General features: G+C 68.6%; 13 protein-coding genes. 2 read left to right on the forward strand and 11 right to left on the reverse strand.

Features of this window, described 5'->3' with window-relative positions; translation table 11 throughout:
• Window positions 1-75 precede the first annotated feature (75 nt).
• Window positions 76-3,513, reverse strand: coding sequence for a DNA-directed RNA polymerase subunit beta (gene rpoB / locus HNR73_RS25885; protein WP_184790227.1), 3,438 nt, complete (start codon window positions 3,511-3,513; stop codon window positions 76-78).
• A 690-nt stretch (window positions 3,514-4,203) separates the two neighbouring features.
• Between rpoB and HNR73_RS25890 the strand changes: the two genes are divergently transcribed.
• Window positions 4,204-5,019 (forward strand): TM2 domain-containing protein, encoded by an 816-nt coding sequence (locus HNR73_RS25890; protein ID WP_184790228.1) that lies wholly within the window; start codon window positions 4,204-4,206, stop codon window positions 5,017-5,019.
• 48 nt (window positions 5,020-5,067) lie between these two features.
• On the opposite strand, the gene HNR73_RS25895 is transcribed toward HNR73_RS25890, so the two are convergent.
• Together HNR73_RS25895 and HNR73_RS25900 are read right to left on the reverse strand one after the other, a co-directional pair.
• Window positions 5,068-5,448 (reverse strand): type II toxin-antitoxin system death-on-curing family toxin, encoded by a 381-nt coding sequence (locus tag HNR73_RS25895; protein ID WP_239122314.1) that lies wholly within the window; start codon window positions 5,446-5,448, stop codon window positions 5,068-5,070.
• Window positions 5,445-5,645 (reverse strand): CopG family transcriptional regulator, encoded by a 201-nt coding sequence (locus HNR73_RS25900; protein WP_184790229.1) that lies wholly within the window; start codon window positions 5,643-5,645, stop codon window positions 5,445-5,447. The genes HNR73_RS25895 and HNR73_RS25900 overlap by 4 nt, the downstream gene beginning before the upstream one ends.
• A 111-nt stretch (window positions 5,646-5,756) precedes the next feature.
• On the opposite strand from HNR73_RS25900, the gene HNR73_RS25905 reads away from it, so the two are divergent.
• Complete coding sequence (locus tag HNR73_RS25905) at window positions 5,757-6,404, forward strand: NAD(P)-dependent oxidoreductase (protein ID WP_184790230.1); 648 nt, start codon at window positions 5,757-5,759, stop codon at window positions 6,402-6,404.
• Here the strand turns inward: HNR73_RS25905 and HNR73_RS25910 are convergent.
• The 8 genes from HNR73_RS25910 to HNR73_RS25945 are packed head-to-tail and all read right to left on the reverse strand — an operon-like array spanning window position 6,398 to window position 13,672.
• Window positions 6,398-6,820, reverse strand: a complete 423-nt coding sequence (locus HNR73_RS25910; RefSeq protein ID WP_184790231.1) for a GNAT family N-acetyltransferase — start codon at window positions 6,818-6,820, stop codon at window positions 6,398-6,400. The two genes, HNR73_RS25905 and HNR73_RS25910, sit on opposite strands and share 7 nt — an antisense overlap.
• Before the next feature lie 44 nt (window positions 6,821-6,864).
• Window positions 6,865-7,602 carry a hypothetical protein gene (locus HNR73_RS25915; protein WP_184790232.1) on the reverse strand — a complete coding sequence of 246 codons (738 nt, stop codon included), beginning with the start codon at window positions 7,600-7,602 and terminating at the stop codon, window positions 6,865-6,867.
• On the reverse strand, window positions 7,599-8,126 hold the full coding sequence (locus HNR73_RS25920) for an Rv1363c family protein (RefSeq protein ID WP_184790233.1): 528 nt from the start codon (window positions 8,124-8,126) through the stop codon (window positions 7,599-7,601). The genes HNR73_RS25915 and HNR73_RS25920 overlap by 4 nt, the downstream gene beginning before the upstream one ends.
• Window positions 8,127-8,141: 15 nt before the next feature.
• Window positions 8,142-9,422 (reverse strand): MCE family protein, encoded by a 1,281-nt coding sequence (locus HNR73_RS25925; protein ID WP_184790234.1) that lies wholly within the window; start codon window positions 9,420-9,422, stop codon window positions 8,142-8,144.
• The gene (locus tag HNR73_RS25930; protein ID WP_184790235.1) at window positions 9,419-10,525 is read right to left on the reverse strand and encodes an MCE family protein; all 1,107 of its coding nucleotides are present in this window, start codon (window positions 10,523-10,525) and stop codon (window positions 9,419-9,421) included. Before HNR73_RS25930 ends, HNR73_RS25925 begins: the two co-directional genes overlap by 4 nt.
• Complete coding sequence (locus HNR73_RS25935) at window positions 10,525-11,628, reverse strand: MCE family protein (RefSeq protein ID WP_184790236.1); 1,104 nt, start codon at window positions 11,626-11,628, stop codon at window positions 10,525-10,527. Before HNR73_RS25935 ends, HNR73_RS25930 begins: the two co-directional genes overlap by 1 nt.
• A 2-nt stretch (window positions 11,629-11,630) precedes the next feature.
• Window positions 11,631-12,638, reverse strand: coding sequence for an MCE family protein (locus tag HNR73_RS25940; RefSeq protein ID WP_239122313.1), 1,008 nt, complete (start codon window positions 12,636-12,638; stop codon window positions 11,631-11,633).
• On the reverse strand, window positions 12,635-13,672 hold the full coding sequence (locus HNR73_RS25945; protein ID WP_184790237.1) for an MCE family protein: 1,038 nt from the start codon (window positions 13,670-13,672) through the stop codon (window positions 12,635-12,637). Before HNR73_RS25945 ends, HNR73_RS25940 begins: the two co-directional genes overlap by 4 nt.
• Window positions 13,673-13,729 lie beyond the last annotated feature (57 nt).

Below are 13,729 nucleotides of genomic sequence, written 5' to 3' on the forward strand. Positions count from 1 at the left end.
AATCCCCTTGTTGCTAGATCTGGTTCTCTGGGATTTGTGGGGCCGGGCTGTCACACCCGGCCCCGTCGATCTGGCTTAAGCGCCTTCGAGGTCGACGCTGCTCGGCTCGTGCCGGGACAGGTCGATACCGAGCTCCTCCGCCGCGCGGAAGATCTCGTCGTCGGTGTCGCGCATTTCGAGCGCCACGCCGTCGCTGGAGAGCACCTCGACGTTCAGGCACAGCGACTGCAGCTCCTTCAGGAGCACCTTGAACGACTCCGGAACACCGGGCTCGGGGATGTTCTCCCCCTTCACCACGGCCTCGTAGACCTTCACGCGGCCGACGACGTCGTCGGACTTGATGGTCAGGAGCTCCTGCAGGGCGTAAGCGGCGCCGTACGCCTGCATCGCCCAGCACTCCATCTCACCGAAACGCTGGCCGCCGAACTGCGCCTTACCACCCAGCGGCTGCTGCGTGATCATCGAGTACGGACCGGTCGAACGCGCGTGGATCTTGTCGTCGACGAGGTGGTTGAGCTTCAGGATGTACATGTAGCCCACCGCGATGGCGTCCGGGATCGGCTCACCGGAACGGCCGTCGTACAGCCGCGCCTTGCCGTTACCGCCGACCATGCGCTCGCCGTCGCGGTTGGGGAGGGTGTTCTCCAGCAGCCCGACGATCTCGTCTTCCTTGACACCGTCGAAGACCGGGGTACCGACGTTGCTGTCGGCCGGCGCCTCACTGGCACCGATCGCGTGCAGCGCCTTCTTCCAGTCGGCGTCGTCGCCCTCGATCTTCCAGCCGCGCTTGGCGATCCACCCGAGGTGGACCTCAAGAACCTGGCCGATGTTCATACGGCCGGGGACACCCAGCGGGTTCAGCACGACGTCCACGGGGGTGCCGTCCTCAAGGAACGGCATGTCCTCCTGCGGGACGATCTTCGAGATGACGCCCTTGTTGCCGTGCCGGCCGGCGAGCTTGTCACCGTCGGAGATCTTCCGCTTCTGGGCGACGTACACGCGCACCAGCTCGTTCACGCCCGGGGACAGCTCGTCGCCGTCGTCGCGCGAGAACGTGCGGACACCGATGACCGTGCCGGTCTCACCGTGCGGAACCTTCAGCGAGGTGTCGCGGACCTCGCGCGCCTTCTCACCGAAGATCGCGCGGAGCAGCCGCTCCTCCGGGGTCAGCTCGGTCTCGCCCTTGGGCGTGACCTTACCGACGAGGATGTCGCCGTCGCGGACCTCGGCGCCGATGCGGATGATCCCGCGCTCGTCGAGGTCGGCCAGCATCTCCTCGGAGACGTTCGGGATGTCCCGGGTGATCTCCTCCGGACCCAGCTTGGTGTCGCGGGCGTCGACCTCGTGCTCCTCGATGTGCACCGAGGTGAGCTCGTCCTCCTGCACGAGGCGCTGCGACAGGATGATCGCGTCCTCGTAGTTGTGGCCCTCCCACGACATGAACGCCACGAGGAGGTTCTTGCCGAGCGCCATCTCACCCTTTTCGGTGGACGGACCATCGGCCAGGACCTGACCGCGCTCGACGCGGTCGCCCTCGTTGACCACGGGGATCTGGTTGACGCAGGTGCCCGCGTTCGACCGGCGGAACTTGTGCAGCAGGTAGGTACGACGGTGGCCGTCGTCCTGGTGCACGGTCACGTAGTCGGCGCACAGGTCCTCGACGACACCGGCCTCTTCGGCGACGACGACGTCACCGGCGTCGACCGCGGCACGGTACTCCATGCCCGTACCGACGACCGGGGACTTCGGACGGATCAGCGGCACCGCCTGGCGCTGCATGTTCGCGCCCATGAGGGCACGGTTGGCGTCGTCGTGCTCCAGGAACGGGATCATCGCGGTCGCGACCGAGGTCATCTGCCGCGGCGAGACGTCCATGTAGTCGACGGAGCTGGCCGGCGCGAGGTCGGCCTCACCGCCCTTACGGCGGACGAGGACGCGGTCCTCGGCGAAGGAACCGTCGCTGCGCAGCGGCGTGTTCGCCTGCGCCTTGATGTAACGGTCCTCTTCGTCGGCCGTCAGGTAGTCGATCTGGTCGGTGACCTTGCCGTCGACGACCTTGCGGTACGGCGTCTCGATGAAGCCGAACGGGTTGACCCGCGCGAAGCTCGACAGGGCGCCGATCAGGCCGATGTTCGGGCCTTCCGGCGTCTCGATCGGGCACATCCGGCCGTAGTGCGACGGGTGGACGTCACGGACCTCCATGCCGGCGCGGTCGCGCGAAAGACCACCCGGGCCCAGCGCGGACAGCCGACGACGGTGGGTCATGCCCGCGAGCGGGTTGACCTGGTCCATGAACTGCGACAGCTGCGAGGTGCCGAAGAACTCCTTGATCGCCGCCACGACGGGACGGATGTTGATCAGGGTCTGCGGCGTGATGGCCTCGACGTCCTGCGTCGTCATGCGCTCGCGGACGACGCGCTCCATCCGGGACAGGCCGACACGGACCTGGTTCTGGATGAGCTCGCCGACGGTGCGCAGGCGGCGGTTGCCGAAGTGGTCGATGTCGTCGGCCTCGTAGCCCTCTTCGCCGTTGTGCAGGCGGACGAGGTACTCGATGGTGGCGACGAGGTCCTCTTCGGTGAGGGTGTTCGTCTGGACCGGGTTGTCGGCGTGGAACTTCTTGTTCAGCTTGTACCGGCCGACCTTGGCCATGTCGTAGCGCTTCGGGTTGAAGAACAGGTTCTCCAGCAGCGCCTGCGCGTTGTCCTTGGTCGGCGGCTCGCCCGGACGAAGCTTGCGGTATATATCGAGCAACGCCTCATCGGTGCCCGCGACGTGGTCCTTCTCCAGCGTGGCCATCATGATCTCGGACCAGCCGAAGCGCTCGCGGATCTGCTCGCCGCTCCAGCCGATGGCCTTCAGCAGGACCGTGACGGCCTGACGCCGCTTCCGGTCGATGCGGACACCGACGGTCTCGCGCTTGTCGACGTCGAACTCCAGCCACGCGCCACGGCCGGGGATGACCTTGACGAGGGAGAGGTCGCGGTCGCTGGTCTTGTCCGGCTGCTTGTCGAAGTACACGCCGGGAGAGCGGACGAGCTGGGAGACGACGACACGCTCGGTGCCGTTGATGATGAACGTCCCCTTCGGGGTCATCATCGGGAAGTCACCCATGAACACCGTCTGGCTCTTGATCTCACCGGTGTTGTGGTTGATGAACTCCGCGGTGACGAACAGCGGGGCGCAATAGGTGAGGTCCTTCTCCTTGCACTCCTCGGTGGAGGCTTTCACCTCGTCGAAGCGCGGATTCGAGAAGGAGAGGGACATCGTGCCCGAAAAGTCCTCAATGGGACTGATTTCTTCGAGGATCTCGTCAAGACCGCACTTAGGCGAGGTCTCGTCGGAGACCCTGGAACGCCAAGCCTCATTGCCGACGAGCCAGTCGAAGGACTCGTTTTGGATGGCGAGGAGGTTGGGTACCTCAAGGGTCTCTTTGATCCTGCCGAATGAAATCCGACGAGGAGCGAGTGCGCTCGTAGTGAGATTGGTCTTCGCAGGGCGGGAAGCTGCCAAGATGCGTCCTTCCGAGGACCTGTGTTGCAACGGCCGTTTAGCGCGCACCCCACGCGGCCCGTGTCAAACTCCCATAACCGGACATTTAGCCGATTAAAGGGCAGTTACCCACGGGTTCAAGAGTGAGAGGGCAGCGCAAACTAGCAGTGTAGCCGAAGCACAGACGACTGTCCAGGCGCCCTCTAGAACCCCCGGCCGGACGCCTCTTGGAACCAGTATGGCCACGCGTGAGTGGCGTTGTCTGCGCATAGCTTGCCTTGACGGAGGTCACGTCGTCAAGGGGACGGCCGGATTTGGTCACGAAGCCGTCACGGTGAAGGAAGTGGCGGGCGTGACTGGAGTGATGACGAATGGGAGAGGCGGCGGGGAGTTTACTGAGGTGGAGCCAGGACTAGCGCTTTCGAACAGGTGATCGCGATACGCAAAGAGGCCCGGCGGGGACGAAGGGGACGCGAAGCCCGCGGCGGAAGTGAAGACCCCCAGCCCGCCCCGGCTACCCCCGCGGTTGCCCTATCGGCCTTGGCGGCGCCGCAGCTCGTGCGTAAGTTGACCTGACCGGGCGGCCCGTAGCCCGGCAGTCACGCCCCGTGAACTCGGTGACGTGCGCCATTCAGCCCGAACCGACGGCTTCCAGCCGCGCTTTACGCACCCCATTCATGCCTATTCATCCACTTTCCTTCAGGAGTGATCGTGGACAACGCCGTCCCCCCGCCCCCTCCGCCCTTCGCCCCTCCGCCCGGGCCCGCGCCGGTCGTGCCGCCGCGCAAGAGTCCCGTGTATCGCCGGTGGTGGTTCATCGTCGGCGCCGTCGTGCTCCTGCTGTGCGTGTGCGGCGGTGGCGTCGCCGCGCTCAACTCCGGCGGCGACGACGCATCGCCGAACTCGGCGAACAACGCGCCGGGCGAGGAGCCCAAGGACGAGGCCCCCGCCGACGACACGGCGGCCGAGCCCGAGACCGACCCCTACGACGACGAGTACGGCACCTTCGAGGCCGTCGAGAAGTCCGGCAGCGGCGACACCGTCCTCAAGCTGCCCGCCGGCGCACGCGCCGGAATCGTGACCGCCCGCCACGACGGTTCGGCGAACTTCATCATCAGCGGACTCGACAAGGACAACGAACCGACCGGTGACCTGCTCGTCAACACCATCGGCAACTACAAGGGCAGCACGGCCTTCGGCCTGAGCGCCCTCGGCGAACCCGCGACCTTCGAGGTCAAGGCCGACGGCGACTGGACGATCACGATCGCCCCGCTATCGGCCGCCAAGGCCCTCCCGTCCCCGGCGAAAGGCGGCGGCGACGCCGTGTACCGCTACGACGGAGACGCGGCGACGTGGGACGCCGAGCACTCGGGTCAGGCGAACTTCATCGTCACGCAGTATCCGCTCGGCGGCTTCCCGAACCTCGCGATCAACGAGATCGGGAAGTACGAGGGCACGGTCGCGGCGAAAGCCGGACCGTCGATCGTCACCGTCATGGCCGACGGCAAGTGGAGTCTGACGGCCTAACCCGAGCCGGGGCCGCGCGGAGTGAGGGCGCGGCCCCGTCGGGGCCTGTCACACCTCGACCAGCCCCGCCAGCGCGGCCGCGATGTCACCGACCTCGCGCAGTTCGCCCGAGGCGACCGCGATGGTCAGGTCGTAGGCCTCGTCGTTCGTCGCCGTCACCCGCACGCCGTTGAGTTCGAGGAACGTGTACGTCGCGAGCCAGGCCAAACGCTTGTTGCCATCGACCAGTGGATGGAAACGCGCGATGGAGTGCATAAGCGCCGCAGCCTTCTCCAGCAGGTTCGGGTACTGCTCCTCCCCGAAGAGCACTGTTCGTGGACGCTCCGCCGCCGAAGCCAAAAGGCCGGGATCCCGCAAGAGGACCCGGCCTTCGATCGCGGCTTCGGCAATGGTGGATAGGTGTTCAGCCGTGAGATAGATCAGGGTCACGATTTACCGAGCCGGTCAAGCGCATCAGCGTAACGCGCCGCACCCGCACGCGCGATGTCTTCGACGGCACGGTCGACGCCATGCCGACGGATGTACTCGTCCACGGCGTTCACCACAAGGCTGTGCAGGCTTCGGTGTTCGCGCTCGGCGAGAGCCTTGGCACGAGCGTCGATGTCTTCGGGGAGCCGCAGGTTCATAGCCATACCATAACGGTACCACTTCGGTACCATCGAAATTGTCATGCGCGGAATTGTCGCGTATTGACTAATCTCGGTACGTGGCGGGTTGCTCGTCTTTACGGTGTCCCCATGCGCATCCTCCTCATCGGCGCCGGCGGCATGGTCGGCAGCCGCGTCGCCACCGAAGCACTGCGGCGTGGCCATGACGTCGTCGCCGTCACTCGCAGCGGCCGGGCCGACGGTGTCCCGCCGAGTCCGCGCCTTTCGCGCGTCTCCGCCGACGCGAACGACCCGAAGGCCGTGGCGGAACTCGCGGAGGGCGTCGACGTGGTCGTCGCGGCCGTGGCGCCGCCACGGGACGGGTCGCCGCCGACGGGCCCGTTCCTGGCGGTGGCGAGCGCGATCATCGACGGGACGCGTGAGTCGGGCACCCGGCGTCTCGTCTGGGTGGGCGGCGCGGGGAGTCTGGAGGTCGGCGGCGGTATGCGCCTGTCGGACACGGCCGACTTCCCCGACGCCTACAAGGGTGAGGCGGCCGCTCAGGGCGAGGTCCTGGACGTGTTCCGCGAGATCACCGACCTGGACTGGACCTACGTCTCCCCCGCCGCCTCGATCGCGCCGGGTGAGCGCACGGGCGAGTTCCGGGTCGGCGCGAATCGCCTGTTGACCGACGCGAAGGGCCGCAGCCACATCAGCGCGGAGGACTACGCGGTGGCGCTGGTCGACGCGCTGGAGAGCGGCGACCACGTGCGCGAACGCATCACGGTCGCCTATTGACGCAGGTCTTTGGTCATGAACACGCGGCTGGTCCCCGGCGGTTCGCAGGGGACTTCGCCGAGGTCGGTCCACCCGTGCTTCCGGTAGAAGCCCGGTGCCTGGAAGGTGATCGTGTAGAGCACGGCCGAGCGGCAGCCGCGGGCGCGCGCCTCGTCTTCGGCGAGGCGGAGGATCCGGCCGCCGAGTCCGCCGCCGCGCAGGTCGGGCGGCAGGTGGAAGAGGTCGACGAAGAACAGCCCGAGCGAGGTGCGCCCGGTGAGTCCGCCGACGACGTCACCGGTGCGGGGGTCGCGGGCGAGGACGGCGAGGGGCCGACGGTCGTCGATGCCGGTGGCGTCGATGTTGTAGCGGTCGAGCGCGTCGGAGATCAGCGCGGTGTCGGCGGGGGCGGGGGCGTCGGTGACGGTCAGTTCCACGCGACGACGCTAACCCCGCGACGCTTCGGCGAAAACCCACGCGCTCAGTACGCCGTGACGCTCGCGGCCTTCCACTCCCCGCCGTCTTGCACCATGTGCAGGACGATGCGGTTGGTGTCGACCTTCTCGCCGTTGATGTTGTCGTTACGGCGGATCTGGTTGACGAACAGCAGCACGTCCACGGACTTCGGGGTGAAGGAGAACAGCCCGTCGGTCTCCACCGACACGATCCCGGAGCCGCTGACGGGTGCGACGACGACGGCCTTCTCCTTGATGACCTGGTCGCGCAGCCCGTCCATCTGTTTGCCGTAGTCCTCGGCGAAGGCTCCGGTGACGTGGGCCATGCCGTTGGCCTTGGAGGAGTCGAAGCTGCGGTAGTCGTAGGCGACGATCGCCTGGACGGCGACGCGTGCGTCGGCCTCGGCTTCGGCGGCGGCCTTGTCGAGGCCGTCGGCGCGCTGGAGGAAGTAGAAGGTGGCTCCGGCGATGAGCATGATCAGCACGGCCGTCGCCGACAGTCGCAGCGCCAGGCGCCGCAGTTGTGCGACGCTCCGGTGGCGCCGGAGGGGGCGGACCGCTCCGCGCGTGCGGGGTGCGGGTCGTGTGCCCGGCGTCGGGCGGGGGCGCGGGGAGGGTTTCGGCGCGGTCTTCACCGAGCCGTCGGTGGCTTCGCCGGGCTTCTTCGCCGAGCCGGACGAGTCGGCCGAACCGGTCGCGGCGCCCGACGGGCGGGGCTTCCTGTTCTTCTCGCGCAGCGAGCGCGGGACGTATTTGCCGCTCATTCCACGAACCCCAGCTTCCCGATCAGCCACTTCCCGTCGACCAGGGTCATCCCGACGATGACCCGGTAGTGGACGAGACGCCCTTCGGGGGCGTTGACGTTGGTGACGGTCGCGTCGGCGGCGACGATGACCCCGACGGAGTCGTGGTCGGTCGGGTAGTCCGGGCTGTCGTCGACGACCGCGGCGCTGAGGATCTCCCCGTTCGAGGTGGCCTGGTTGGCCACGATCGACTCGCGGAGCGCGGCCTCGTTCTTGATCCACTGTTCCTTGAACTCGCCGGTGGCGGCGGCCTCGATGCGGTCGAGGTCGGCGTCGACGCTGCCCGATGAGGTGGTCATGAATCCGTCGACGTGCTGGCGCGCGGCGGCGAGGGCGTCGGCCTGGACGCCGTCGTTCTGCTCGGCGGCGGCGAACTTCCACCCCGAGTACCCCCCGAGGCCGAGGGCCGCGAGGACGATGAGCAGCAGGACGATGTTCAGCCCGATCCAGAGCGGGCGGCGTTCGAAAACGCTCTTCTTCTCCATGTGGTGCAGGCCTCCTTAAGCCGCGAGGCCGGCCAGCAGAAGCTGGCGCCAGGATTGATCGCCGGCGAGCGCGTACTGCCCGCCGGTGCCGCCGAACGCGATCGGCAGGCCGAGGTTGTCGACGACGAGTCCGGTCGCGGGGTCGTATCCGGCGATGGTCGTGCCGGGAAGGCTCGTGGGCGCGGGCTCGGCGGCCGGGTCGGGTTCGGGTTCGCCGGGGAGCGGGGCCGGGTAGATCGGTCCGCCGGTCGGGCCGGGGGCGTTCTGCCAGCCGCGGACGGCCGAGCCGTCGCCGAGTTCGCCGCCGGTGCAGGTGACGGGCCCGGCGCCCTTGTTGTAGATGCAGGGCGGTGGGTTGTCGAAGTTGAGGACGAGCCCGAAGTGGGCGGTCCCGTCGCCGGGGGTCACGGTGAACGACCCGGACACCACCGAGGGGTAGGAGATCAGGAGGCTCTCGATGCCGGGGAGGCGGCGGACGGCGACGCCGTTGACGCTGATCATGTTGCCCAGGAGCACGCCGAGTTGCGGGTCGAGGTCGCGGATGAGGTCGCTGACCTGGGTGGTCGTCTCGGGTGCTGCGGCGAGGATGGTGCGCAGGTCGCCGTCGGACTTCTTCAGGGTCTCGGTGAACTCGCGCAGGCCCTTGGCCCATCGCGCGATGGCCTGCGCGGAGTCGGCCTGGGTGTCGAGGACGGTCCGGCCGTCCTTGAGCAGTGTCAGGGTCTCCGGGAGGTAGGCGGCGGCGTCGGTGAGGAGGGCGTCGGTGGCGTCGAGGATCGTGGCGAGGGCCTCGCCGTTGCCTTCGAAGGCCTGGCCGAGTTCGTCTATGACGACGCCGAGGTCTTCGGGGTCAACCGTCGCGACGAGCGCGTCGAGGTTGGTCAGCAGGCTCTCGACGGCGAGGGGGACGGTGACCTTGTCGGAGCCGATCGTCTCGCCGGGCTCCAGGTAGGGCGCGGCGTCGGAGGCGGGGCGCAGGTCCACGTACTGCTCGCCGACGGCGGAGCGGTTGGCGACGACGACCTTCAGGTCGCGCGGGACCTGGACACCGCGGTCGATGTCGAGCTGGACGCGGGCGCCGCCCGGGCGGAGGTTGATCTCCCCGACGCGGCCGATCTGCACGCCCCGGTAGGTCACCGAGCCGTGCTCGTAGGCGCCGCCGGTATCGGCCATGTCGACGTAGACCTGGTACGAGCCGTCGCCGATACCGAGGTACTTGAAGCCCACGAACAGCGCGCCGGCCAGGGACAGGACGACGAAGAGCGCGATCTGGACGCGTGCGCGCCGAGTGATCATCCGGCCAGTCCTCCCAGGAGCAGTTCGGCGAGGCCGCCGGTCAGCGGGTTCGCCTCGCCCGGTCCGGGCTCCTCGTCGGCGGGTGGGCCCTCGTCGTCTTCGGGGCCCGCGTCGGGGGCCTTGCCGCCGAAGAGGTTCCCGAGGACGTCGCCGAGGTCGAGGTCGAGGGTGATGTGCAGGTTGACGAAGTCGCCCTGGATCGCGCCCGACACGTTGTGCGGGAACGGGTAGGACAGTGCCAGTTCGAGACCCTGCGGGAAGTCGTCGCCGGCGGCGACGAGCTGTTCGAGGATCGGCTGGAGCGACTCGATCGAGGCGAGCGTGTCGTCGCGGCTGGCCTCGACGACGTGCGTGCCGACGTCCCCGAGTTTCTTCAGCGCCTCCAGGGCCGCCGACAGGTTCCCCTGCTGCTCGGCGAGGACCTCCGCGCCCGGGCCGAGCGCGTCGAGCGCGGCCCCGATGTCGTCGGTCTGTTTCGCCAGGTCGAGGGCGAGGGCGTCGAGGGCGTCGATCGCGGTCACGATCTGTTCCCGCTGGGCGTCGAGGGAGGTGACGAAGGCGTCGAGCTCGCCGAGGGTGTCGCGGATGTCGGTCTCGCGGCCTTCGAGGGCGTTGATCAGCTCGGTGTTGATGGTGCGGAGCTGTTCGAGGCCTCCCCCGCCGAGGGTGAGGGCGAGCGCGCCGAGGACCTCTTCGACCTCGGCGGAGCGCCGGGTGCGGTCGATGGGGATGGTGGCGCCGTCGGTGAGGGCGCCTTCGGGGGCGACGTCGATGGGCGGGCTGATGGCGACGAACTTCTCGCCGAGGAGGCTGGTCTGGCGCAGCGCGGCGGTGCTGTTGGCGGGCAGTTGGACGTCGTCGTTGACGCGGACGGTGACCTCGGCGGTCCAGCCGTCGACGGCGATGTCCTCGACGGTGCCGACGGTGACGTCGTTGACCTTCACCGCGGAGTTCTCGACGAGGTCGAGGACGTCGGCGAACTCGATCTTCACGGCGTAGCCGCCCATTCCCTCACCGCCGGGGAGGGGCAGGGAGGAGCAGGCCGACGCGGTGAGGAGGGCCGGAAGAAGGGCCGGGAGGAGGAGTCGCGCGAGTTTCCGCATCAGTTGCCCCCGGCGAGTTTCGCGAGGTCGGGCGGTAGTTCGAGGCCCGCGGCGGCGAGGGCCTCGGCGAGGTTGAGGCACTCGATGGGGATGTCCTCGACGGGGAGGAGACCGGCGATGAGGTTGCAGACGAACCCGGCGGGGTCGTTGGCGCCGAGGACGTTGTCGCGGGTGTCGAGGGTGCCCGAGGAGCTGTTGTAGGCCAGCTGGAGGTCCGAGAGGGCCACCGGCGCGTAGTCGAGGGCGGTGATCAGCGCGTCCTGCTGGCGGGCGAGGACTCCGGTCAGTTCGGCGAGCGCGTCGACATTGGTGACCAGGGTTTCCTTGTTGTCCTCGATGAAGCCGGTGACGACGACGAGGGCCCCGGCGAGTTTCTGGAGGGCGTCGCCGAGTTCGTCGCGTTCCTCCGAGAGTTGCCCGGCGACGTCGGCGAGTTGTTCGTTGAACAGGCGCACCTGCCCGTCGCTTTGGGCGAGGGCGGTGGTGAAGGTGGCGAGGTTGTCGATGGTGGCGAAGAGGTCGCCGCGGCCGTCGGAGACGGTGGAGAGGGCCTTGGCGAGGTTGTCGAGGCTTTCGCCGAGGGGCGCACCGTTGCCTTCGAGGTTCTTCCGGGCGGCTTCGAGGAGTTCGGCGAGCTCTCCGTCGGAGCCTGCGCCGTTGGGGCCGAGGGCGTCGGCGAACTTGTTGAGCGCGGCGTAGACCTCGTCGAGTTCGAGGGGAACGATGGTGCGCTCGGGCGGGAGTTCGGCGCCGTCGGTCATCTTCTCGCCACCGGTGTAGGCGGGGGCGAGCTGGATATAGCGGTCGGCGACGAGGCTCGGCGGGACGACGATGGCGCTGGCGCCGGCGGGGACGGGGTAGTCGGCGTCCCAGGACAGTTCGACGCGGACGCGGGAGCCTTCGGGTTCGACCGTGTGGACCTCGCCGACCTTCACGCCGAGGATGCGCACCTCGGAGCCCGGGAACACGCCGACGGCCCGGTCGAGGTAGACGGTGATGCCGGTGGAGGCGGCGGTGAGGCGCTGCCAGGCGAAGAACCCGGCGAGGAGCAGGACGGCGATCGCCGCGAAGATCACGACGGGTTTGCGGAGCACGGCGCGCATGGCTACTTCTCCTCCTTCTTCGCCGGCGGCTCGCCGACCCCGTAGGGCTGGAGGAGGCCGTCGATGTAGGAGTCGAACCAGCGGCCGTTGCCGAGGACGTTGGAGAACGCGGTCACGAAGGGTCCCATGTTCGTCAAGGTCGCCTCCAGGTTCTCGCGGTTGTCGAGCAGCAGCTGAGTCACCGAGTGGAGATTGTCGAGGGCGGGCTTGAGCTGGGCCTTGTTGTCGGTGACCAGTCCTTCCAGCTCCTCCGACAGCGCGCCGGTGGCGACGAGGAGTTCGTGGATGGCGTCCTTGCGGTTGCGGACCTCTTCGAGGAGGCGGTTGCCGTCTTCGACGAGTTTGACGAACTCGTCGTCGCGTTCGGCGAGGGCGGTGGTGACCGTCGCGGCGTGCGCGAGGAGTTCGCGCAGCTCGGCGTCGCGGGAGGCGATGGTCTCCGACAGGCGCGACAGGCCGTCGATGGAGGCGTTGAAGCCCTCCGGGGTCTCTTCGAGGGTGTCGGTCAGTGTCGACATGGCCCGCGCGAGGGCCTCGGTGTCGATCTCGCCGAAGGTGTCGGCGAGGCCGTTGACGGCGTCGACGACGTCGAGGGGGGTCGCGGTGCGCGCGAGGGGGATCGTGTCGCCGGGTTCCATGTCGCCGCCCCCGGCCGGGGCGAGGGCGACGTAGCGCTGCCCGAGGAGGGTCTTGAGCTGGACGGTCGCGCCGGTCTCGGTGCCGAGCCGGACGTCGCCGTCGATGCGGAAGTCGACGCGCACGTGCGGTTCGGGTGTGCCGAGGCCGCTGAGTTCGACGTCGGTGACCTCGCCGACCTTCACGCCCGCGACGCGCACCTCGGTGCCCGGGTTGAGCTGGGCGGCGTCGCGGAACTGCGCCGAGTAGGTGCTCCCGCCGAGGAAGCCGGTGATCTGGTTGATGCTGAACGCCGCCGTGACGGCGAGGGCCAGCACGACGATCGCCGCGATGCCCATCGGGACCGGGTCGCGTTCACTGAACGACTTCTTCACTGGCACCTCGCCTTCGGCGAGTTGAGCGTGGCCGGGTTGACCGGTCCGACCAGCGGGAGCGTGACCTGACCGTCGGCGTTGCACAGGTAGAAGTTGAACCACGACCCGTGCGAGCCGGTCTTGGTGAGGTTGGCGTAGGTGTCGGGGAGGCGCGCGAAGGCCGTTTCGAGGGCGTCGGCGTTGTCGGTGAGGTTCGCGGCGAGCTCGCCGAGGGCGCCGATGTCGGCCTTGAGGGCGGGCCGCGCGTCGGACAGCAGGCCCTGAGTGGAGTCGGCGAGGCTGCCGAGGGACACGATCGACTCGCCGAGGATCTCGCGGTCGTCGGCCATGCCGCTGACGAATTCCTGGAGCCGCCCGATGGCGGTGGAGAGTTCGTCGTCGCGTTCGGCGACGGTGGCCAGGACGGTGTTGAGGTTGGTGATGACGCGGCCGATGACCTCGTCGCGGTCGGCGAGGGTCGAGGTGAGGGAGCCGGTGTGCGTCAGGAGGCTCGACAGGGTGCCGCCTTCGCCCTGGAGTACCTGGACGATCTCGTAGGAGACCTTGTTGACCTCTTCGGGGTTGAGCGCCGTGAACAGCGGCCGGAAGCCGTTGAACAGGGCGGTCAGGTCGAGGGCCGGGTTGGTCTGGGCGAGGGGGATCGTCGCGCCGGGCTGGAGGGCGGTGGCGTCGCCGGGGGCTTCGGCGAGGGAGATGTAGCGCTGGCCGACGAGGTTGCGGTAGCGGATCGTCGCCTCGACCGAGTTCGGGAGGCGGCGGGAGGCGGAGTCGAGGTTGAAGGCGACCTCGGCGTAGGTGGCCGACTCGTCCTGCTTCAGGGTCACCTCGGTGACCTCGCCGACCTTCACGCCGGCGATGCGGACGTCGTCGCCGGCGAGGACGCCGGTCACGTCGCTGAACTGGGCACGGTAGGAGACGCCGCCCGGCAGGTCGAAGCCACCGAGGGATTCGGTGAGCAACGCCAGGGCGAGCAGGGTGGCCACGGCGAACACGCCGAACTTGACGGCGGCGCGACCGGTGGGGTTGCTTCGCACGGCTCCTCCCGCCGGGTGTGTGAGGGGGTTGAGGGGGACACGCCCGGCTATGCGTGA

This window comes from Phytomonospora endophytica, from assembly GCF_014202425.1.
Lineage (GTDB): Bacteria > Actinomycetota > Actinomycetes > Mycobacteriales > Micromonosporaceae > Phytomonospora > Phytomonospora endophytica.